This window comes from Nocardia niigatensis NBRC 100131, assembly GCF_000308655.1.
GTDB lineage: Bacteria > Actinomycetota > Actinomycetes > Mycobacteriales > Mycobacteriaceae > Nocardia > Nocardia niigatensis.
In genome coordinates, this window is record NZ_BAGC01000055.1 from 52,297 (window position 1) to 71,564 (window position 19,268).

Sequence of the window (19,268 nt, forward strand, 5' to 3'; positions counted from 1 at the left end):
ACGCTGGGCGAATGATCAAGGCTGCGGTATTCGATGTGGGTGAGACGCTGATCGACGAGACGCGCATCTGGTGCCGCTGGGCCGACCGGCTCGGCGTGCCGCGCTTCGCGTTCCTGGGTGTGATCGGCGGCATGGCGGCCGCCGGGCGGCCCCTCACCGACGCCTTCGATCTGGTGCGGCCGGGCCTCGATCTGGAGGCCGAGCAGATCGCGTGGGCCGCCGAGGAACCGGACAGCCTGCGCAACAACTTCGACGCCGACGACCTCTACCCGGATGTGCGGCGGGCGCTGGGCGAGCTGCGGGCGCGCGGCGTCACCGTGATCATCGCCGGAAACCAGCCGCCGCAGGCGAAGTCGGCGCTGGAGCGGATGGCGCTGCCGGTGGACGCGGTGTACACCTCGGCCGAATGGGCGCTGGAGAAACCGGATCCCGAGTTCTTCACCCGGGTCGCGGAGGTGACGGGGGTCGTACCCGGCGAGATCTGCTATGTCGGGGACCGGGTCGACAATGACGTGCTGCCGGTCCTGGCCGCGGGGATGATGCCGGTGCTCATCCGGCGCGGGCCCTGGGGTTATCTGACCGCCGAACAGCCGGAGGCGGCGCGGGCCACGGTCATCGATGGACTCGACGAGCTGCCGGAGTTGCTCGCACCCGCCTGATTCGATCTATATGACACATCAAGCGTGACGGCCGCTTTCCGCCAGCGGCCACCCCTCCCGCGGCGTTGACTATGACGCGTCAACGAAAACCGCTCTACCACAAGGGGACCACAGTCATGACGGATGCACGATTCGATGGCAAGGTTGTTCTGATCACCGGCGCCACCTCGGGAGTCGGCGCGGCCGTCGCACGACGGATCGCCGCCGAGGGCGGGAGCGTGGTACTCGGAGCACGCGGCAAGGATGCCGGTGACCGGATGGCGGCGGAGCTGCGCGCCGCGGGCGGACGGGCGCTGTTCGTGCCTGCCGACGTCACCGTCGAAGCCGACGTGGAGCGACTCACCGCGGCCGCGATCACCGAATTCGGCCGTCTGGACGCGGCTTTCAACAATGCCGGCGCGGTCAATGCCTTCGGACCGGTGCAGCACATCGACGAGACCGGGTGGCGAGCGGATCTGGAACTCAACCTCACCGCCGTCTATTACGGCCTGCGTCACCAGGTTCCGGCGCTGACCGCTTCCGGTGGCGGCGCGATCCTCAACAATGCCTCCAACCTCGGCGTCGTCGGTATGGCGCAGGTCGCGCCCTATGTCGCCGCCAAACACGGTGTGGTGGGCCTGACCCGGGCCGTCGCCATGGAAACCGCCGAGCAGGCCATTCGCGTCAACGCCCTGGTCTCCGGCGCGGTCGACACGCCCGCCTTCCGCGCTTCCATGGGCGCCACCCCGGAGGGTGAGGCCGCCATCGCCGCCCTGCACCCCCTCGGCCGCATCGCCCGGCCCGAGGAAATCGCCGCCTTCTGCGCCTACCTGCTCAGCGACGAGGCGAGCTTCATCACCGGCGCGGCCCTCGCCATCGACGGCGGCTTCACCGCCCGCTGACCTCGACCCGCGACCGGCCCACCACCGCGCCCCGGCACGGGAAACGCGTTGTGGGCCGGTCACTTTCGACGAGGAGGAAGCGGAACCCGCAGGTCCCCATTCGCCCCCACTCCCTCACCATCGATCGATGCGGACGGGCCCGCGCTCGCCCGGGCCCGGGGACGAGGTGGGGCGGGTAGGTCAGTCCCACCGGCTACCCTCGTCACCGTGGGGAGCGGGCCGATGGTGAAACCCCACCGCTCGACCTCCCTGGCGTACGGGACGACATGGCCGGTCAGGGATTCGCCCGAAATCCCTCGCTCACAACGGTTCGGACCGATCGCCCGGCCTCCGTCTACCGGATGCCGCCCACCGAAGACCAACGCCGCTAACGCCATGGCAGCCGGATCGGCTACCTGCGGAGACAACAACGGAGCCGGGGACCGCTGCGGCTCGGGCCGCGTGTGGCGGGTGCACCGCGAACGCACGGGGTGTGCGGGCTCGCCGTCCCGCATGAAGGCGACGTTGGTCCGCTCAGGTCGGAATCGTTGCCGCCCTCAGGCATCGGTGGAACGAGTGAAGACTGCGAATCCATCAGAGCGAGAACGTTGTTCCTGTCTGTCACCGGCCGACGAGGTAGACAGTGCCGCCGGGGATCAGTGGTGGCCACCTCCGCCCTTGCCGCCGCCACCCATGCCGCCACCCATTCCCCCGCCGCCCATGCCGCCGTGGCTGCCGCCGGGCGTGGAACCGCCGGGGCTGCCCATGCCGCCCTTCGGCGCGCCGCCGCCGTAGGCGCCGCCGGTGTTGGCGCCGCCGGACTTGGTGCCGCCTCCGGTCACGCCACCCGGGCTGCCCGCGCCGGGGTTCGAGCCGCCGGGAGATGTTGCGCCGATATGGCTTCCACCGGGATTGGAGCCACCCGGGTTGGAGCCGCCGGGGTTCGAGCCACCCGGGTTGGAGCCGCCGGGGTTCGAGCCACCCGGGTTGGAGCCGCCAGGGTTCGAGCCACCCGGGTTGGAGCCACCAGGGTTCGAGCCACCCGGGTTGGAGCCACCAGGGTTCGAGCCACCCGGGTTGGAGCCACCAGGGTTCGACCCGCCCGGGTTCGGGCCACCGGGATTTGTTCCGCCATGGGTTGATCCGCCCGGCGCGCCGCCACCTGTGTTGGCGCCCACCGGATCACCGGTTGCACCGCCGTCAGGGGTGGAGGTACCCGGGTTGCCGCCGGTCGACGTGCCGGGTTTGGAGCCGCCGGAGGTCGAGCCGCCTGTGGTTCCGTCGCCGGAGGTTGTTCCACCAGGGGTGCCGGGCTGGGTTCCGCCCGAGGTACTTCCGGGAGTCGTGCCGCCGGGCTGCCCACTGCCGGGCTGACCCGCGCCAGGCTGACCCGCACCAGGCTGAGTGCCGGGTTGCGCTGCGCCGGGGATGGTTCCGGGGACGGTGCCCGGGGCGCTGACCTTGGGGATCACGCCGGAGCCCGAGCCGACATGCCAGCCCGGGAAGGCCGGGTTCTGGAACGGGACGGGGTTGGTGAACTGCGCGGGGTTGCCGTAGGTGGTGACGACCGGGGCTGTGACAGTGCGGGTTTCGCAGTGGTTGCCGCCGCCGGTGGAGTCGAGGGGGTGGCCGTTGACCCAGGTGGGGGTGACGGTCGAGGCCAGCGGGGAGTAGGCGCGGACGGCGGCCATGGTGGCGATGGCGTGGGAGCGGGTGCCGGGCGGGGCGCCGACGTCGTCGAGGATGACATCGCCGGTGCCGAGGGCCGTGGTGCCCGCGGGCGGGTCGGCGGGTTCGGGGGCGGCCTGCAGTCCGGGCGGTTCGGCGACGGGCCCGCCGAGCACCGTGGCGGCGGACATGGCCAGCGCGGAAGCCACTGCGGCGCCGGAGATCACGGCCGCGCGGGGGGCGTATCGGGCGATGGCGGAGCCGGTGTCGATGCTGTGAAAGGCGGCGATGGACGCACCCACCGCAACCGTGTTCGCCGGGTCGGGCGACATGACGACCGGCAGGCCCAGGTCGGCGAGCACGCGGGCCACCTCGGCGGGGCGGGCCGCACCGCCGATCAGCAGGACCCGGTCGATCTCCTCCATGTGCAGTCCGGCTCTGTGCACGACCGACCGCACCAACCGTAGTGAATTGCGAATGTGCCAGCTGCGCAGGCGATTCGTGTCGGCGGCGGGCACCACGGCCGAGACGGGCTCGGTCGATCCGGGGGCGATGCTGCGCGCGTAGCGGGCGAGCAGGGTGCCCAGCGGCCGGCCGCCGTAGTCGTACGAGCGTTCGGCGCGCCCGAGGATGCCGCGCTCGTCGCGATCGGATTCGGTGCGCACCACGGCGATGTCGAGGGCATTGCCGCCGAGGTCGTAGACCAGTGTGAGCCCGGATTCGGAGATGCCGTATTCCGCGTCGAGCCATTCCACGGCCGCTACCGGTTCGGGCATGAGCGTGACGTCCGCGGCACCGGACCAGTCCAGCGCCCGCCGCAGCCGGGTGACTTGCTTGTCCGAATAGCAAGCGGGATAAGTGGATACGGCGGGGGCTTCGGGGGCATTGGTCTCGATGAGCCCGTTCACCACGGCCGCCACCAGGTCCGCGGGGGACCAGATGCGGCCGCTGATGACCACCGGATCCGGCTCGGTGGTGAGATCGGCGAAGTCGGTGACCACCGGGGCGAAGCGGGGAATCCCCCCGATCTGTGGGCCACCGGCGCTGTCGAAGGTGACGGCGGTCCGGCGAACGCGCACCGCGGGCCGGATGCGATCACCGGCCGTGGTCGCCCAGACAGAGTTCACTGTGCCGATGCTCATGCCAAAGCCAACTGTCATTTGCTATCCCGTCAACGCACCGAGACCACGGCCCACGGGCGTACCAACCATGTGGTCGCGGTCGTTTTCCAAACAGCGCGTTCAGGTTAGCTGGCGATTGCGTACCTGAATATCGAATCCGGAGAAAAGGTTTCGCGTCCAGTAGCGAAGATGGCGAATCTACTGGTCAGGTAACCGTCCGAGCAAGATCAGATCGGCCTGCGAGGAAGAAGCAACCGAACAGTCCTGCTCAACAGCTACAACTCAGCGAACAAACGATTCATACCGACCGGTAGGCGAGTAGTGTCCGAAAAATAAAACCGCTACGTCAGTACGGGAGGATGGATTGCCGGTCACTGGTCGGTAACTGCCCTGGAACATCCCACGTGAGCCGCTTTCCCGGCCGTGATTCGCGATGAAATCGCCTCTACTACCGGACATGTCGTCGCGAGCAAACGCGGCATAGGGCGTTCACCCACCATGGGAAACGGCGAGTTCCGATAGGCGCGACGACCTAGTTCAGAGAGAGGGCGGCCGCCGCCACCGCCCTCTCCTGCCTGGAAATATGAGCTGAAGTTCGTTGGGCAGCGGGCCTTGATCCTGTGCGAGGACAGGGTGTGCCGGATCTGGAGTCGCACACTGCGTGAGATCACCGGCACCTACCCCTATGTGACTGCGGCGGTGCTGGATGCGGCGCGCGAGCGTGACGGGCTGCTGTTGGACGGGGCGATCGTGGTACTCGGCGCGTCGGGCGCACCGAGTTACAGCCGGTTGCAGCAACGGATGCACACGCGGGCGACAACCCATCGGATCGCGCAGGCGCCAGCGGTGTTCGTCGCGTTCGACCTGCTGCGCGAGGCGCATCGGTCGACGATGGATCTTCCGTATACGGCCCGGAGAGAACGCCTCGAGACGCTCGAGCTGTCGGGTGGAGGGGTGCAGATGCCTCCGAATTGGGGCAGCGAGACCAATCCGCAAATCTGCTGGAGATCGCGGGCGAGGCAGGCTATGAGGACATCGTGGCCAAGCCGGCGGATTCGCGATATCGGTCGGGCCGGTCGACGTCTTGGCGAAAGACGGTCCTACGCGCCAGTTTAGAGGCCCTGATCAGCGGGTGGCTTCCTGGCAGCGGCGGACACGCTGACACGGTGGGCTCATTGATTCTGGCCGGTCATGAATTGGACGGATCGTTGCGCTACATCGGCTGTGTCGGAACGGGTTTCACAGAGTGCGCCAGATAGGCGCTGTGTGCGGCGCTCGATCAGCTCGCGCGTGCGGATCCGCCACTGCACTCGGTACGGCGGCGATTGCACGGGCGGTGCGTTGGTGCGGTCGTCGCCGATATCCAGCGCCGGGAGGTCAGCGAAGAATGCATCCTCCGACACCCGTCGTTTCGCGGGTTTCGAACCGATCTCGACCCTGTCGCCGTGATGGTCCCTGCATGCTGGATGCCGAAATACAGCGCGGCCCGGACGTTGCGGAGAACGGCGTCCGGGCCGCGCTGTGTCCTGGCACTGCATGCGCTACCCAGCGCGACTGCTGGGCAGCGGAGGTATCGGCGAGTCTGAAGTCTGCCGCCAGTGACAAGGGGGTGCATTTGCCTTCGCGGTGCCGCGCGCAGCCCCGCCGCCTTGCGTCAGGATCCTTCACCAACGGCATTCGAAGTTCCTTCGGTGCCAACCATTTTCGCGCGTCCCCCGAAACAAGGTGATTTCGCGGGCGCTGGTAGGCATGTGAGGTCGCTGGCTTGGCACGACCGGTCGGACTGTGGTTCGTGTGCGGTGGCACGCCGGATTGTCCTGTCGGGCTGCCGATTACGCCGCAGAGGTCGAGAACGACTGATTCAGTGGGGGACCTGATGATCCGACTGGTTATTGTGCTTTGGATGGTGCTAGCCGCTGCCGCGATCAAGGTAACGGGCAGTACGGCGGCGGGGCTCGTGATCGCCGCGATAATCGGGATTGCGGTCCTCGTCAGCCTCCATCGGCTCGCCAGGGAATAACGGCTCCCGACGACCGCGGACCCAGCCACTCCCGACCCGGAGCCCCCGGCCTATGGAGTCGCCGAACGATCGGCGGCCGGCGTCACCCCGTCGGCGGGCAGCGCGTATTTCGTCGTCCGCCAGTTCATCCCGCGCTTGACCATACATTCGGGTGGTCTCGGTCTTGGCGTGCCCGAGCCAGCGGCGGATCACGTCGAGTGTCACCCCGGAATCCATGACTTCCATGGCGTGCGCGTGGCGCAGCCGGTGGACTTCGATGTCGACGCCGGCGGCGGTGCGGTATTTGATCCACCGGTTGAGCACGGCGTTGCAGGAGATGGGCCCGCCTCCGCCGTTGGTCGAGGGCCGGATTGCGCCGCGGGCCGTGCTGCACGACGGTGGCAACTACACCTGGACCGTCCTGATGACCAGCGCTGGCCGGTTCGGTCAGCGCGGTATGCGGCATGAGCGGATGTTTGAGCCGCGCTGGTTCAGTCGAGCACTACCAGCACGCATTCGTCCAGGTCGGCTGCGAGTCGATACAACTGTGCATACTGAGCCAGCAGATCGAGCAGGTGATCGCGATCCCACGGACCTTTGTAGACACTGGAGGCCTTCATGGCTTCAGCGTCGAAGAGCCGTGCAGCGCTGTCTAGGCTGCTCTCGATGTATTCGGCCACGATCCGCGCAGTAGGCGGCCGGACAAACCGGAGCGGAAGCCCTTGCGTTGCAGTCGCACCCGAAGCGAAGGGCTCAGCTCCGAACACTGCGATCTCGGCCAATCCGGTCGGATCTTGCTCTTCCTGGTTCCGGCGGTTGGGCGCGAGCAACCAATACACCGCGTCCCATCCCCGCGTGGAGAGTCTCCGGTCCAGAATGCCGGGCCGCTCGGTCACGATCCGACGACCGACCGGCGCCAACTCGAGGCAGATCGGCTCATCCCAAAAGTTCGAAATGTCGTCGGCGGCCAAGGTGTCGAAGAACTGGACAGCGCCCTCGGCGGCATCGCGATCCTGCATCGCGCGCTCCAGCAGCGGTTCGTATGGAATTGCTTGGTAACAAGCATCGAGGGCCATCTCGAGATCGTAGATTTCACTGTCACAGCGGCTCGGCACAGCCTCCTGGAATCGGCAGTAGCGGACGTTCCGCCGGCCTCGGATCGGCACGGCCAGTTGATCTCCACCGCCCGGCGCTGGCCGGTTCGGTCAGCGCGGTATGCGGTGACATCGTGCGATGCGGTCCGAACCGAAATTCTCAGTCGACTGGCCAGCAGAACGCAGCGGGTCCCCTGCGGGACACTCTGGCAAGTATCTGGCCTGGTGCCGATTTGAACGCACGGTTCACTGTTGTCGGCGTGTCAGGCCAAGTTCGGCATCAAGGTAGGACAGGGTCGGATCGTCGGTAAGAGCGTTCGCGGTGAAGGTCAGTTCGCTCGGGTGGGATACGCCGAAAACCTCGTGCAAGGTAGCCACCGTGCGCGGAACAAGGCTATCCAGCGTGGAGTCCTCCAAGGTTCGTACGGGCGGGGCACTCCAGCTCGGATACTCGACGCCCTCGCCGTCCAGCGGCTCCCATTCCCACCCGAGCCCGCCCATTTGTTCCCGCAACTGCGCACGGTCGCGGGTTGAGGCGGGTCCCACCAGGCACACGCTGTGGATGCTGAACTGGTTGATGAACTCGACGATGGTGTAATCGGGGTCTGTGCTGGGCGCATACAGACTCAGGATTGCACCGTAGGGCAAGGTGTTGATCGCCCATTCCAGCCGTTCGGCGAAATCGTCCCAGCTCGTGCAGATTTCGCCCGCATCACGGTGGGTCGGGCGATCCGGAGCCACCGCCGTCAGCTTCTCGACGATCCCATACAACGCGTCCTCAGGACCCTTGTCGTTCGCCACCGTATAGCGAAGTCGCTGCGGGTAGGCGCCCCAGCCATCGCGGAAGATTTCCACGAGCGCGGCCGCCACCTCCTTACGGAATCTGTCGATGTCGGTCCACGCGGTCGAGACTTCACGCACCGCCGTGTCGCCCGGATACTCGAACACCGAGAAGGGACCCCACATCGGTCCGTCCTCGGCGCGGATCACCTCCCCGGTGGTCAGATACAGCGTCCCGACATTGGTCGTGCGATGCGTCCGGAGGATCTCCACCAAACGCCGCCTCTCTTCCGGTTCGTCGGGGAGTGGAACCATGACCTCGACACCGCCGTTGTCGCGGAACAGCACTCGATACCCGGTCTCGACATCACGGATCTGGAGCAGCGCACCCTCATGCTCACCCGGAGGGTACGGATACAGATACAGCGGCAGTTCCTCGAGCAACCGCTCCCAGTTGTGGTCGACCACGTTTCCCCATAACTCCTCGGTCACCGAACTCTTCGGACACCGACAACATAACGATGCCGACCGACACCGCTGATCTCCCGCTCATCGGCATGAGCGCGCACTGCCGGCGGCCGTACGGCGCTCTGCCCGTTGATCTTCCGATGCCGTGCGCTGGCCGGTTCGGTCAGCGCGGTATGCGGCATGTCACGATGTCGCGAGTGTGTCTGGAGCAGTCTCGGCGCGATACAGCCTGCCTCAGTGCTTTCGGACTTCATCGATGCACACGCCGTAGACGGGGCGGTTGTCGTAGGCATCGTCAAGCCGGTGCTGTCAATGCCCCAATATTTGTGAAACGAATCTAATTCAAAACTGTTCCACCGGCGGCTACGCTGCGCTCGTCCGGGCGATCATGCCTGGATCAAGCAAGGAGACCCCACAGTAATGAATTGGAAAGCATTGGGCAGCAGAGGAATCGGGATGCTCGCGATGGGCGTGGCCGCGGGCCTCGCCATACCGGCAGCACCGGCTTCGGCCGCCATCACCGCCGTCAGCGCGTACTGTCCGGCCAGCGGAATCGACGGGCCGTGCACCGAATCGTATGTGTTCGTGACAGTGACGGATTCGAATCCGGTATGGATCACGCTCAACGGGAACGCGCTCGGGAAAGGCGCCTTCACCCCGGTGGCGAGCAGTACCGGCGGATACTACGTACAACTGTGGCTCGATTGCATCTACACGCCGTTCCATGTGGTCGCCACCGAGAAGGACGCGAACGGCACCACGATCAGCCAGGGCTCAGCCGACTTCACACCGAAGTACAACTGGCAGAGCGTGATCCTCGGCGACCTCGCCACAGGCAGTCTCGATGCCGGGGTCCAGGGTTTCTACAACGGCAGTTCCAATGGCACCGCGCCCGGCTACGCCCGCGCCGGCAGCAGCGATGCGGCAGCCACCGGCAGTTCCGCCATGAACGGTTGCCACGTCGTCGGGTAAGAACGAGCTAGGAGATACTTCAGAATGCACTGGAAAGCACTGATGGGCAAAGGATTCGGAGCTCTGGCCCTCACCGCGACGGCCAGTCTCGCGGTGGCCGCGACACCAGCGTCGGCCGCCATCAACTTCGTCAGCGTGACCTGCCCAGCCCCGGCGACCGGCGGCGCGTGCACCCAACCGCACGTGTTCGTACGGGTGACAGATCCCGGTCCGATCTGGATCACCGTCAACGGAAACCCGCTCGGCTACAGCAACGGACGATTCAACCCCTTCCAGGACAGTGTCGGCTACTACAGCGAATTCAACCTCGACTGCGCCTACACCTCATTCCACATCGAGGCCGTCGAGAAGGACAGCAACGGGGCTGTCACCAGCAACGCCGGGGCCGATTACAGCCCGGCGGTCTCCGCGCCGAGCGCGATGGTGCGTGATCTCATCACGGGCAGCGTCGGCGCCGGCACGCAGAGTTTCGACACCGGCGTGGCCAACGGCGGCCCGGCCAATGCCGCAATCACTGGCAGCAGCGGCGCAGCCGCCGCCGGCAGCGCCGCGGCGAAGCCCTGCCAGCTCGCCTCCCTCTGATACCGGCGTAGTGCCGGTACCACATGCGCGATACCGGCACGATCGGACCGCCCCGCCCTATCCGGCCGGGCTCGTCAGGCGATCGATGAGGTCCGCGAAAGCCGCGTGCACCGCGCGGGGATTCTCGATCCAGGGAAAGCCTCACAGTGGCCCGATTCGGTGGAGCTGCTTGCCAAGTGCAGAGAACGGGTCTGCGCCCAAGCGTGTAGCAATCCCGGGACGGTGCCCGAAAGGTCCAGCCCACCGGCCCGGACTCGCATCGAGAGCTGGTCAGCACTGGCCCTGGATGGATGACTCGGGAGGGCCAAGGCCAGTTCGACCACGGCCGGTTTCTCTGGGGGTCACCAGGCGGGCGAGCGGTTCGAGCGGAGGTTCTGCAGCTCAGTGGTTTTGGCGGGACTGTAGCAAATCCCAACAGGTGTCGTGCTGATCATCGGGGATTCTGAGTTGCCTCGATTTGCTCTGCGCGCCGTTCGCGCGCCTCGGTTCAACAGGGCTGGCTGATCTTCCGCCGCTCCGCGCTGGCCGGTTCAGTCAGCGCGGTACGCGGCAGAATAGTGCGTTCGGAGCGATCCACCCTAAGGTCAGGCACCTTCCGGATTTCGCCCGCAATAGATTTACCAGCGTTGATTGGCTTGACCGTTGCACGGGTACGTGACGACCGGCGCCGGATCAGGGTTCGCCCCCTGAATATCGAGGCAGAAGTCATTCAGATTGCTACGGATCTCCGCGCCATTCCTGTACCAGGCTTGATTGGCTTGACCGTTGCACGGGTACGAGACGACTGGTGCCGGATCAGGGTTCGCCCCTTGGATATCGAGACAGAAACCATTCATACCACTACGGATCTGCAGGCTGTCAGCTGACGCCGTAGACGCCACAGTCAATGCGGCGATAGCCGCCAGCAATAGAATGACAGATCTACGAATGCCTTTCAGCACGTTCTCTTCCCCTCCAGTTGCAGCCCCACTGGCAGCAACTCCGGATGGACGCTAGCACAGCCACCCGGCGCCGTCTCGGCAGTTTCTCTGAGCCCGAGAATTGACGAAAAGCCCTGCTGCGATGTGCCTTCCGCCCCTCGAGTCCAGCGTCAGTGGGCCGTGGCTCTGCGTCATGGCTTATCAGTGCGATTGATCGGTGACGACGGGTACGACATTGAACACCGGAGTGCGAGAACGTCATTCACTGATTGCCACCTTCGTGACACCGAGACCCGATCATCCTGCCTCGCGTCCACAGCCTCAGCTATGCCGACTTCGGATGGCGCACAGGCGATCTGCGCCACGCCTCTGCTTTGCGGTGTCTCGAACGGGTTGCCCTCAGCTGAGCGGCAGTGTCGGTGACCCGTTCGGCCGGTCATGCGTACAGCCCTAGCGAAGTGCCGGGTTTGTCCTCGTGAAGTGGGCGGTCCGGGCTGAGCAGTTCGATAGGCGAGTGTGTTCGATCGGCGATCGTTTTCGAACGGTTGCCGTCCAACTGTTGTCGAGCATCGTACGAACCGTCGATAAGCGAACTCCAAGATTTCGTTAATGCCGTCCCGCAGAGTGGTCTTGTCAGACGACGAAGGGAAAACACAGTGAAGGCACTCGCGAGCACAGCCGTCCTCGGCGGAGTCATTGCGGCGGCGGTCATCGGATTGGCCGGGTCGGCGTCCGCGACGGCGACGCCGGTAGTGAACACCTGGTGTCCACACAGCGAGTTGATGCATCCGACGTGGGATGTGAACACCGGGGAACCTGTCATCTGCGTCAACACCGGGATCAGCGGGTACATGTGGGTTCCTGACGCCACCCGCTGATTCCCCCACTGCCGCGAATTCACGTGGCGACCTTTCGGGGCCATGCCGGTGAGCGAATCTGGCTGTGCCCCAGTCACCGAAGCGTCCAGCCGACGCAATCCACAGCAGGGGTGGACGCGCGAAAAAGCATATCCGCCGCCAGATCCATCGAGTGGCAGACCGGGAGCTGGGCCGATCTCCCGGGCGGCAAGCCACTCGGTCATCGGCAGTAGCGGACGTTCTGCGGCGCAGCAAGTTCCGGCCGCCGGCGCCCCGAGCTGGCCGGTTCGGCCAGCTCGGTATGGCGGCATGTGCGTGCATTGGCTGACTGACGCCTGGGCGGTCCGAACGGCCTTGCAAGACGCAGTGGCATGCCTGAAAAAGTCTCGCCATCAGTCCTTTTGCCCAAGAGATTCGGGGCACACCAGGTTTCCGAAACGTCTTCGATTCACAATCGGTCGGGATTACCGTGCCTCACGACCCGGAGTTGCAAGGTCGCGAGCAGGAGTTCGAAGAATGAAGTTGAACAGTCGTAGGGTGCGCCGGATCGCTTGCGGAGCACAGGGATTGGCGGCTGTAGCCGCGACGGCCACCCTCCTGGCGCCCTCGGCGGGCGCCTCGGTCACCTCGATCGCATACGAGCCCGGCACCATGGACGGCAAACCGATTACGGTCGGCCAGAACCACTGGTTCGCCGTGTACACCACCGAACTCGGCAGCGGCAGCCCCAACGTGCAGGTGTACGACAACGGGCAGTGCATCGGCTCGACGATCGTGGGGGCCAGCCAACAGAATCCGCTGCAGAACTACAGCTACATCTACTGGCAGCCCACCACCCTCGGCTCCCACACGCTCGTGGCGAAAGAGGGCGGCAGCTCACAGTCCATCACGGTGACCGTGGTCGCCGCGCCCGCCGGCACCACACTCGACCCGCAACCGACCAATCCGAGCTGCACCACAGCGGGCGGCGCGTCCACCGGCAGCTTCGGCTCCTGAGCTTCGCCCTTCGGGTAGGAGACGTATCTCCGATCGGCCGGGGTGTCGCGCCGCGGTGATCACCGAGGATCGCGGCGCGCCACCGTCCGCTCGTGCGGTCCGGCTCGTCGAAGATCCGAAGCCGTCGTCCGATGCGTCCAGATGATCCGGCCAATGCCCTCAAACTCGGCAATAGCGGATGCTCTGCACCGCACCTGGTTCCTACCACCAGCCGCTCCGCGCTGGCCGGTGCGATCAGCGCGGTATGCGGCTTCTAGAAAAGAGTAGGTAGGGCCGGGTCTGAGTTCACGGGCGGTTTTCGCTGAGTGGACCTGACGGACCAGCATACGAACCGCGCGGTCCTGGTCGACGGGCCGGACATCATGATCCGGGCGGTCGGCACCCGGCCGGGCGAGGCTGGAGGTGTCCGGTGATCGCAACCGCGCCACCTGCCCGGCTGCAACGAATCAACTGCGGATCAATCGGCCGACTCATCAACAACGCGCAGGTTGACGCCCTGTGTAGGTGTCGGCGAGAAGCGCACGATTGGCGCGGCAGAACGCGCACAAACGGCAAGCGCTCAGCCGCGCAGAGCACCGATGTAGGTGCCCGGATGGGTCGCGCCTTCAGGCCATACCGTGATCGAGCCCAGGGCGGTGGGCCAGACGGCATGCAGTTGGGTGGTGGAATCGGGTGGGGTGACGATGATTTCGGTGGGGGTACCGGTGCCGGTTACGTAGGTCAGGGTGCTCTTGGCCTGACCGCCCGGGGGCAGGTGGACCGGTTGGCCCTGTTCGGTGGTTCGGGGCAGCGAGGCGCGGCCATTGTCGCCCACCGCAGCCAGGTCGACTCCCGGGAAGCCTTGCAGGACGCAGGATTCCTGGGACAGGTTCGTCAGCACGATACTCGCGGTGCGCTGACTGCCGGTGGGCTGTCCGAGCTCGGGCTGCACGGTGAGCCCCAGCCGGGAGGCCCCGCACCACGGCTCTTCCGCCTGCGCCTGTCGCGCCGCCATGCAGGGGACTACCGCCCCGGCCACCACCAGCACTGCCGAAGCCACTGCCCTGAAACGCATTTGCCGATCCTCCCGCGTCATCGTGATCGACAGTGATCTTCCGGAAGCAACCTTATGGACGACCAATGATCCGCTGAACGCTGCCATCCTCGGTGGAGGCGGCGCCCGACTCCGCTCAGATCACCGACCGGATGGCGCCGCCGCTCACCCGGATGGTCGCGCCACTGATGTAGTCGGCGTAGCGGCTGGCGAGATAGGCCACGGCACCGGCGACTTCCGCGGGTCAGCCGAAACGGCCGGCGTCATTGGGTACGAGTTGCCGCCGCATCGGCGCGCCAACTCCGCACCGACGCCGCCGAACGCCTCAGACGGGCCCCGCGCTCAGGTAGCGCGGCCGGCCGTATCGAACGCGAAGTCACCACCGCCGCCGACGGAGCCGACCTGCTCATCCTAGTTATCTCGCTCTGCCCGACATCGCCGGAGAGTGTGACGATGTCGCTGCGATAGCCGGGTTGTGCGAGTGGAACGCGCGACCATGAACACCTCCGGTTCGCGCACTGCAACGAAAGCCGCAGAGCCGCATGCGGTTCTGCGGAGCTAAGGGGAATCGAACCCCTGACCTTCTCGATGCGAACGACGAGCCTGGTCGTTTGGGACTGCTGCACGATCAGGTGACAGGTTCGGTCACGCGGCCTGACTGGCCGGTGGGGTCATGATGGTCTCGTATTCGATCGGCGTCAAACGGCCGACGATGGTTTGACGTCGACGGCGGTGGTAGGTCCGTTCGATCCAGGTGACAATCGCGATGCGCAATCTTCACGGCTGCACCAGGGTCGGCGATCGAGGACGGAGACGGAGACCGGATAGGGCGATCGGACCTGCTTGTCTTCTCGCGGTTTCGAGTTCGGCTGACGTAGTTTGCAATCGAGATCGGAACGGGGGGCGACTGTGGCCGTGGGAGAATCATCGATCACTGTGAAGGTGGCGGTCGTTGCGGCAGTGTTCGCGCTGACAGGGTGTGGACCGGCAGGATCGACCGGTTCGGGGACCGATATCGAGGCACTGCTGTTGGCGCCCAAGGATGTTGACCAGATCATCAATCCTGTCAAGGCGAAGACCATCGACTCAGCCACCTACGCCGCGATGGCCGCCGACTACACCAAGGATCAGAAGACCGTTCCGGCCGACGCGATGGAGCACCTCGCCGGTATCCGCCCGGAAACCTGCGCGGTGTTGGCTGGGATCGGGTTCCAGCAGCTGTATGGATCGGACTTCACCGCATTCCGAAAACGGCAGATCGACAGAGGGACCGGCCAGAACACCTCGAGTTACGAAGCTGTCGCGCTCTATCGTTCGACCGGTTCGAGCGCCGTTGCCGCGATCACGACGGCGCTCCAGGCATGCGCGGGAACGAAGATCACGACCGGCACTGCGGGCGCGACTGTCCTTATCGACAGTGTTCGTACCCGGCCGAATGCTGCGGAGTGGACATATCATTCGCTGAATCCGCAGGTGGTGGACCGGCAATGGAACTGCGCCGTACGGGTCACGCCCACCGCCGTGATCGAGATCGAGTTGGCGGACGGCGATGCGGGTGCCGTCGCGGACACGGTCGTCAAACGGGTCGGCGGGTGAGGCGGTGTTTCGCCAAGGCGATCGTGACGATCGGAAAGCCGAGCAGGGCAAGGCGGATCACGTGGTCCATGAATCCTGCCGGGCCGGTACCGAGGAGGTCCGGTTTGACGACTGCTCCGAAGACGCCCAGCACGATCACCAGGGCACAACCTGCCATCACCAGGATCTGTCCTGGTCCTCGGCGCACGATCAGCAGGATCCCACCGACGATCAGTAGGAGCGCTGCGGTCGGATCGAAAACGGCTGCCAGCCAGTAGTAGCCGCGCAACCATCCCCGTGGCATGACGGTGTACACGTCGGCGAAGCCGGCGCTGTAACCGTCACGCAGGGCATGAACTGCACTGAGGGCCCCCACTGTGGCCGCCAACCCACCCAGAAAAGCCAAACTGACCACGGCTGCAACACTTTTTACCACGCCCGATACTACGCATCAGATCACGGACTCCGCACCCGCGGCACCGGCGGTCCACCGCGGGCGGGTTAGGCGAGGGTCAGGTGGTCGGTGTAGCCGATGTGGGTGCCGCGGTAGAGGTTGCAGCAAACTCCGGGCCGCCTGGCCCAGCACCCTCATCCTCAACCCGCACCCACCCACGACCTTCCCTGCCACCGCCGAAGCCGTCACCGAGACCCGGGAATCCAGTGTGGCCGACGCGATCTCCCTGGGCACCCTCTGGCTGGCCAACCCCGACCCGGACGCCCGAATCAAGGCCGGCGGCCCCTTCACAGTTTCGGTTGTCCGCCTTCAACTCGCCCGCACGTGTGTCCAAACACTCTGGAATCGGCAGTTCCGGACATTCTGCACCGCAACAGGTTCCGCCCGTCGGCGCCCCGCTGGCCGGTTCGGTCAGCGCGCTACGCGGCATAGATCACTTGCATTGACCGTAGTCGGATTGTTGTGCCGCACAATGCTTACGGATGTTCGATCTGCTCGCGCAGGATGTCACCGTGGCCGGCATGACGTGCGAAGTCCTCGATCAGGAACAGGTAGATGAATCGCAGGCTCACCTCGCCGAGGCGAGGGTGCGTCCGGATGTCGTCGAGGTCGAAGTCGGCGGCGATCGCTCGGGAACGTTCGCTGCCGCGGTCGAATTCGGCGATCACGTCGGCCACCGTTTCGTTCTCGCCGACGATGAAACTGGCATCGCCCGGCGTCGTGCCCCCGTCGCATTCGCTCTCGGGTACTCCCGCCAGGATGTGCTGGAACCAGATCCGCTGAGCTACTGCGGCGTGCTTGAGCAGTCCGATCGGGGTGGTCATCGATGCAACGAGGCGGCGGCGGGCACCTTCTTCCGACAGGCCGCGCAGCGTGTTGACCAATTCGGCCCGGTTGCGGTCGAGCATGTTCTCGAGCAGCCGACGTTCATCGCCGATAATGGTTCGTGGTCTCGACCAGGTCATTGTCGACTCGATCCTTTGGTCTGGTTGGATCAGCGTAGCCCGCCGGGCGAAGGATATGGCGGCACAGAAACTATCCGTAACTCGGCAGAAGCGCGCTCTGCCGGCGGTCGTACGGCGCTCTGCCCGTTGCTCTTCCGATACCGCGCGCTGGCCGGTTCGGTCAGCGCGGCATTCGGCAGACGAGTGCGTTCACCGGGTCAGCCAGTGACGGAGAGGTGCTCGCCGTAGAACAGCATCAGACCGGCGGCCGCGGACAGTCCGGCGAGGAGCCAGAAGCGGATGGAGACGGTGGTTTCGGGCCAGCTACTGAGTTCGAAGTGGTGGTGCATCGGCGCGATGAGGAACAACCGTCGACCGGTTTTGCGGAACACGACGATCTGCAACAGCACCGAGAGGATCTCGGCGCAGAACAAGGCGCCGATGACTACCATCAGCAGTTCGGTGCGGGTCGTGATCGACAGCCCGGCGAGCAGCCCGCCCAAGGCGAGGGATCCGGTGTCGCCCATGAAGATTTTCGCTGGTGCTGCGTTCCACCACAGGAATCCCACGCATGCCGCTGCTGTCGCGGCGCAGATGAGTGCCAGGTCCAGCGGGTCGCGCACCGTGTAGCAGCCTGCGCCAGGGCGAGTGGTGCAGGAGTTGAGGTACTGCCAGAACGTGATCAACACATAGGCGCCCAGGGTTAGTGCCATGGATCCTGCGGCCAACCCGTCGAGTCCGTCAGTGATGTTCACTGCGTTAGACCAGGCGGCTACCAGGAAGCAGGCCCACAGCACGAACAGCACAGGCACGAGCGACAGCCAGCTCAGGTCCCGCATGATCGAAATGTGTCGGCTGGCTGGGGTCAGCCCGGTGCTGTCGGGGAATCGCAGTGCGAGGATGCCGAAAACGATTGCGGCACCGAACTGGCCGATGTATTTGCCCTTCGCGGTGAGCCCAAGGTTGCGACGCTTGTATAGCTTGATGAAGTCGTCGAGGAACCCGACCAGCCCCATCGCCGTGGCCAATCCGAGCACCAGCAACCCTGAGGCCGTCACGCCCGGCGCGTCGTAGCGCAGCCCGATCAGATGCGACCCCAGATAACCGGCCCACATACCGGCAACGATGGCGATGCCGCCCATGGTCGGTGTGCCGCGCTTCGCTTGGTGGCTCGAGGGGCCTTCCTGCCGGATCTCCTGCCCCATCTTCGCCCGGGTGAACCAGCGAACCAGCAACGGCGTCAAGGTGATCGACACCGCCAAGGCAATCGCCACTGCAAACAGGATCTGTCTCATCCGCCCCACCGATCCGCTACCGAGCCTGTGGCCCGGCAAATCCGACACGAACACAAACGGTATGAATGGTAGCGAGGCGTAGGGGATGGGCACGCGTCGCTCAGGGGCACCCACGCCGCGATCCGCGCCCGGGGAGCTTCCAAGCCGGGGGCTTCGCGCCCGACAGGGCCCTCTGGCCGAAGTAGTCAGCGCGCTACGCGGCAGGACAGTGCGCTGCCACGCGGACATGAACGGCCAACCCACCTGTTCTAAACGTTCACTACAGCTGAGGAATTGGCGCGAAATTGCCTTTCTACAGCGGATTGTGCGGGATTCGACCGGTCGCACGGCATTCGGCATTACCTGCACTGTCGGCGGTCGGGCAGCCGTCCGAGATGCTCGCGGCCCATTGATCTTCCGAGGTGCCCCGGGCCGGCCGGTTCGGTCACCACGACATGCGGAAGGCCGCGCCCCCGCCGGGTCACCGCCCCGCGAGACCCCGTTCTGCAGCCAGTTGGATCGACTGCTCAACGCCGGCAGCTCCTAGTCGAGAGCCTGCTGACCGCGAACGACGCGGCCAGCTCCGCGGCTGCCGAGCACGCGCACGATGGCGGTCATCGCGCACCCCCGGCGTTGGCGGCCTTGATGATTCGGCGGCGGAAGGCGGCCACGCCGCTGCGCGGCTTCGGAGACTGCCGCCTCGGTGGAGCCTTCGGACCAGGCGGCGGTGCGCGCTTCATCGCGGCCGCCGGGGCGCACGGCGACCTGGCAGCACGATGGCCTGACGCGGGCCGAGCGGTCGCGAGCGCTGCGCGACGCAGTGCGCGATGGCTGGGACGCCGACGCAGTGCGGCTCGCGCTGCCGATCGGCAGGCAACCGGCGCTGTTCGATCCGGATGAGGCGCTGTGAGCCGGATCTGTCGGTACCGCTAGGTACAACTGGGGCAACGTGCTCCGCGACGACAACAGTGCTGGGCGGGAAAGAGGGCGGGGTCATGGTGGAGGCTGCCGG

At 65.9% G+C, this 19,268-nt stretch carries 18 protein-coding genes and 2 pseudogenes; 9 read left to right on the forward strand and 11 right to left on the reverse strand.

The genetic code is table 11. The features are described from left to right. Window positions 1-11: 11 nt before the first annotated feature. The gene (locus ON33_RS26500) at window positions 12-659 is read left to right on the forward strand and encodes an HAD family hydrolase (RefSeq protein WP_040861809.1); all 648 of its coding nucleotides are present in this window, start codon (window positions 12-14) and stop codon (window positions 657-659) included. 116 nt (window positions 660-775) lie between these two features. Beyond that, the gene (locus ON33_RS26505) at window positions 776-1,540 is read left to right on the forward strand and encodes an SDR family NAD(P)-dependent oxidoreductase (protein ID WP_040861810.1); all 765 of its coding nucleotides are present in this window, start codon (window positions 776-778) and stop codon (window positions 1,538-1,540) included. A 635-nt stretch (window positions 1,541-2,175) separates the two neighbouring features. Here ON33_RS26505 and ON33_RS38610 read toward each other — a convergent pair. Then, window positions 2,176-4,329, reverse strand: a complete 2,154-nt coding sequence (locus ON33_RS38610) for an Hsp70 family protein (RefSeq protein ID WP_051152828.1) — start codon at window positions 4,327-4,329, stop codon at window positions 2,176-2,178. 564 nt (window positions 4,330-4,893) lie between these two features. Between ON33_RS38610 and ON33_RS38615 the strand changes: the two are divergent. Next, window positions 4,894-5,424, forward strand: a pseudogene (locus ON33_RS38615) (ATP-dependent DNA ligase); the annotation flags it as partial. 56 nt (window positions 5,425-5,480) lie between these two features. On the opposite strand, the gene ON33_RS42875 reads toward ON33_RS38615, so the two are convergent. From ON33_RS42875 to ON33_RS26535, 4 genes are all read right to left on the reverse strand, one after another. Further along, window positions 5,481-5,711, reverse strand: coding sequence for a hypothetical protein (locus ON33_RS42875; RefSeq protein WP_051152830.1), 231 nt, complete (start codon window positions 5,709-5,711; stop codon window positions 5,481-5,483). Between the two features lie 506 nt (window positions 5,712-6,217). Beyond that, window positions 6,218-6,712, reverse strand: a complete 495-nt coding sequence (locus ON33_RS26525) for a tyrosine-type recombinase/integrase (protein ID WP_083869321.1) — start codon at window positions 6,710-6,712, stop codon at window positions 6,218-6,220. 86 nt (window positions 6,713-6,798) lie between these two features. Then, window positions 6,799-7,383, reverse strand: coding sequence for a DUF1877 family protein (locus tag ON33_RS26530; protein WP_157184741.1), 585 nt, complete (start codon window positions 7,381-7,383; stop codon window positions 6,799-6,801). A gap of 264 nt (window positions 7,384-7,647) precedes the next feature. Beyond that, complete coding sequence (locus tag ON33_RS26535) at window positions 7,648-8,649, reverse strand: TY-Chap domain-containing protein (protein WP_040861813.1); 1,002 nt, start codon at window positions 8,647-8,649, stop codon at window positions 7,648-7,650. Window positions 8,650-9,114: 465 nt separating this feature from the next. On the opposite strand from ON33_RS26535, the gene ON33_RS26540 reads away from it, so the two are divergent. Together ON33_RS26540 and ON33_RS26545 are read left to right on the forward strand one after the other, a co-directional pair. Next, window positions 9,115-9,621: a hypothetical protein gene (locus tag ON33_RS26540; RefSeq protein WP_169336845.1), complete on the forward strand. Its 507-nt coding sequence runs from the start codon at window positions 9,115-9,117 to the stop codon at window positions 9,619-9,621. A gap of 24 nt (window positions 9,622-9,645) precedes the next feature. Then, window positions 9,646-10,203: a hypothetical protein gene (locus ON33_RS26545; RefSeq protein WP_157184742.1), complete on the forward strand. Its 558-nt coding sequence runs from the start codon at window positions 9,646-9,648 to the stop codon at window positions 10,201-10,203. A 617-nt stretch (window positions 10,204-10,820) separates the two neighbouring features. Here the strand turns inward: ON33_RS26545 and ON33_RS44505 are convergent. Beyond that, a complete protein-coding gene (locus ON33_RS44505) occupies window positions 10,821-11,144 on the reverse strand; it encodes a ricin-type beta-trefoil lectin domain protein (RefSeq protein WP_157184743.1) in 324 nt (107 codons plus the stop codon). Between the two features lie 635 nt (window positions 11,145-11,779). On the opposite strand from ON33_RS44505, the gene ON33_RS41670 reads away from it, so the two are divergent. Both ON33_RS41670 and ON33_RS26550 read left to right on the forward strand, forming a co-directional pair. Next, window positions 11,780-12,001 (forward strand): hypothetical protein, encoded by a 222-nt coding sequence (locus ON33_RS41670; protein ID WP_157184744.1) that lies wholly within the window; start codon window positions 11,780-11,782, stop codon window positions 11,999-12,001. 546 nt (window positions 12,002-12,547) lie between these two features. Further along, window positions 12,548-12,976, forward strand: coding sequence for a hypothetical protein (locus ON33_RS26550; protein ID WP_040861816.1), 429 nt, complete (start codon window positions 12,548-12,550; stop codon window positions 12,974-12,976). A 559-nt stretch (window positions 12,977-13,535) separates the two neighbouring features. On the opposite strand, the gene ON33_RS26555 is transcribed toward ON33_RS26550, so the two are convergent. Both ON33_RS26555 and ON33_RS43580 read right to left on the reverse strand, forming a co-directional pair. Beyond that, window positions 13,536-14,030, reverse strand: a complete 495-nt coding sequence (locus ON33_RS26555; RefSeq protein ID WP_157184745.1) for a DUF4232 domain-containing protein — start codon at window positions 14,028-14,030, stop codon at window positions 13,536-13,538. 624 nt (window positions 14,031-14,654) lie between these two features. Next, window positions 14,655-14,821, reverse strand: a pseudogene (locus tag ON33_RS43580) (IS3 family transposase); the annotation flags it as partial. A 124-nt stretch (window positions 14,822-14,945) separates the two neighbouring features. Between ON33_RS43580 and ON33_RS26560 the strand changes: the two are divergent. Next, window positions 14,946-15,605, forward strand: a complete 660-nt coding sequence (locus ON33_RS26560) for a sensor domain-containing protein (protein ID WP_040861817.1) — start codon at window positions 14,946-14,948, stop codon at window positions 15,603-15,605. Here the strand turns inward: ON33_RS26560 and ON33_RS26565 are convergent. The 3 genes from ON33_RS26565 to mraY all read right to left on the reverse strand — a co-directional run bounded on the left by ON33_RS26565 (window position 15,586) and on the right by mraY (window position 18,277). Next, complete coding sequence (locus ON33_RS26565; RefSeq protein WP_157184746.1) at window positions 15,586-15,999, reverse strand: hypothetical protein; 414 nt, start codon at window positions 15,997-15,999, stop codon at window positions 15,586-15,588. The genes ON33_RS26560 and ON33_RS26565 overlap by 20 nt on opposite strands. Before the next feature lie 515 nt (window positions 16,000-16,514). Next, complete coding sequence (locus ON33_RS26570) at window positions 16,515-17,003, reverse strand: DinB family protein (RefSeq protein WP_040861819.1); 489 nt, start codon at window positions 17,001-17,003, stop codon at window positions 16,515-16,517. 197 nt (window positions 17,004-17,200) lie between these two features. Beyond that, window positions 17,201-18,277 (reverse strand): phospho-N-acetylmuramoyl-pentapeptide-transferase, encoded by a 1,077-nt coding sequence (gene mraY, locus ON33_RS26575; RefSeq protein ID WP_040861820.1) that lies wholly within the window; start codon window positions 18,275-18,277, stop codon window positions 17,201-17,203. Window positions 18,278-18,959: 682 nt separating this feature from the next. Between mraY and ON33_RS26580 the strand changes: the two genes are divergently transcribed. Further along, complete coding sequence (locus ON33_RS26580; RefSeq protein WP_040861821.1) at window positions 18,960-19,166, forward strand: hypothetical protein; 207 nt, start codon at window positions 18,960-18,962, stop codon at window positions 19,164-19,166. Window positions 19,167-19,268 lie beyond the last annotated feature (102 nt).

What these genes read in the sequence shown, in the direction of transcription:
- ON33_RS26500 (WP_040861809.1), top strand. Translation starts at nt 12, where the DNA reads ATGATCAAGGCTGCGGTATTCGATGTGGGTGAGACGCTGATCGACGAG.
- ON33_RS26505 (WP_040861810.1), top strand. Translation starts at nt 776, where the DNA reads ATGACGGATGCACGATTCGATGGCAAGGTTGTTCTGATCACCGGCGCC.
- ON33_RS38610 (WP_051152828.1), bottom strand. Translation starts at nt 4,329, where the DNA reads ATGAGCATCGGCACAGTGAACTCTGTCTGGGCGACCACGGCCGGTGAT.
- ON33_RS26530 (WP_157184741.1), bottom strand. Translation starts at nt 7,383, where the DNA reads ATGGCCCTCGATGCTTGTTACCAAGCAATTCCATACGAACCGCTGCTG.
- ON33_RS26540 (WP_169336845.1), top strand. Translation starts at nt 9,115, where the DNA reads ATGGGCGTGGCCGCGGGCCTCGCCATACCGGCAGCACCGGCTTCGGCC.
- ON33_RS26545 (WP_157184742.1), top strand. Translation starts at nt 9,646, where the DNA reads ATGCACTGGAAAGCACTGATGGGCAAAGGATTCGGAGCTCTGGCCCTC.
- ON33_RS26555 (WP_157184745.1), bottom strand. Translation starts at nt 14,030, where the DNA reads ATGCGTTTCAGGGCAGTGGCTTCGGCAGTGCTGGTGGTGGCCGGGGCG.
- ON33_RS26570 (WP_040861819.1), bottom strand. Translation starts at nt 17,003, where the DNA reads ATGACCTGGTCGAGACCACGAACCATTATCGGCGATGAACGTCGGCTG.
- mraY (WP_040861820.1), bottom strand. Translation starts at nt 18,277, where the DNA reads ATGAGACAGATCCTGTTTGCAGTGGCGATTGCCTTGGCGGTGTCGATC.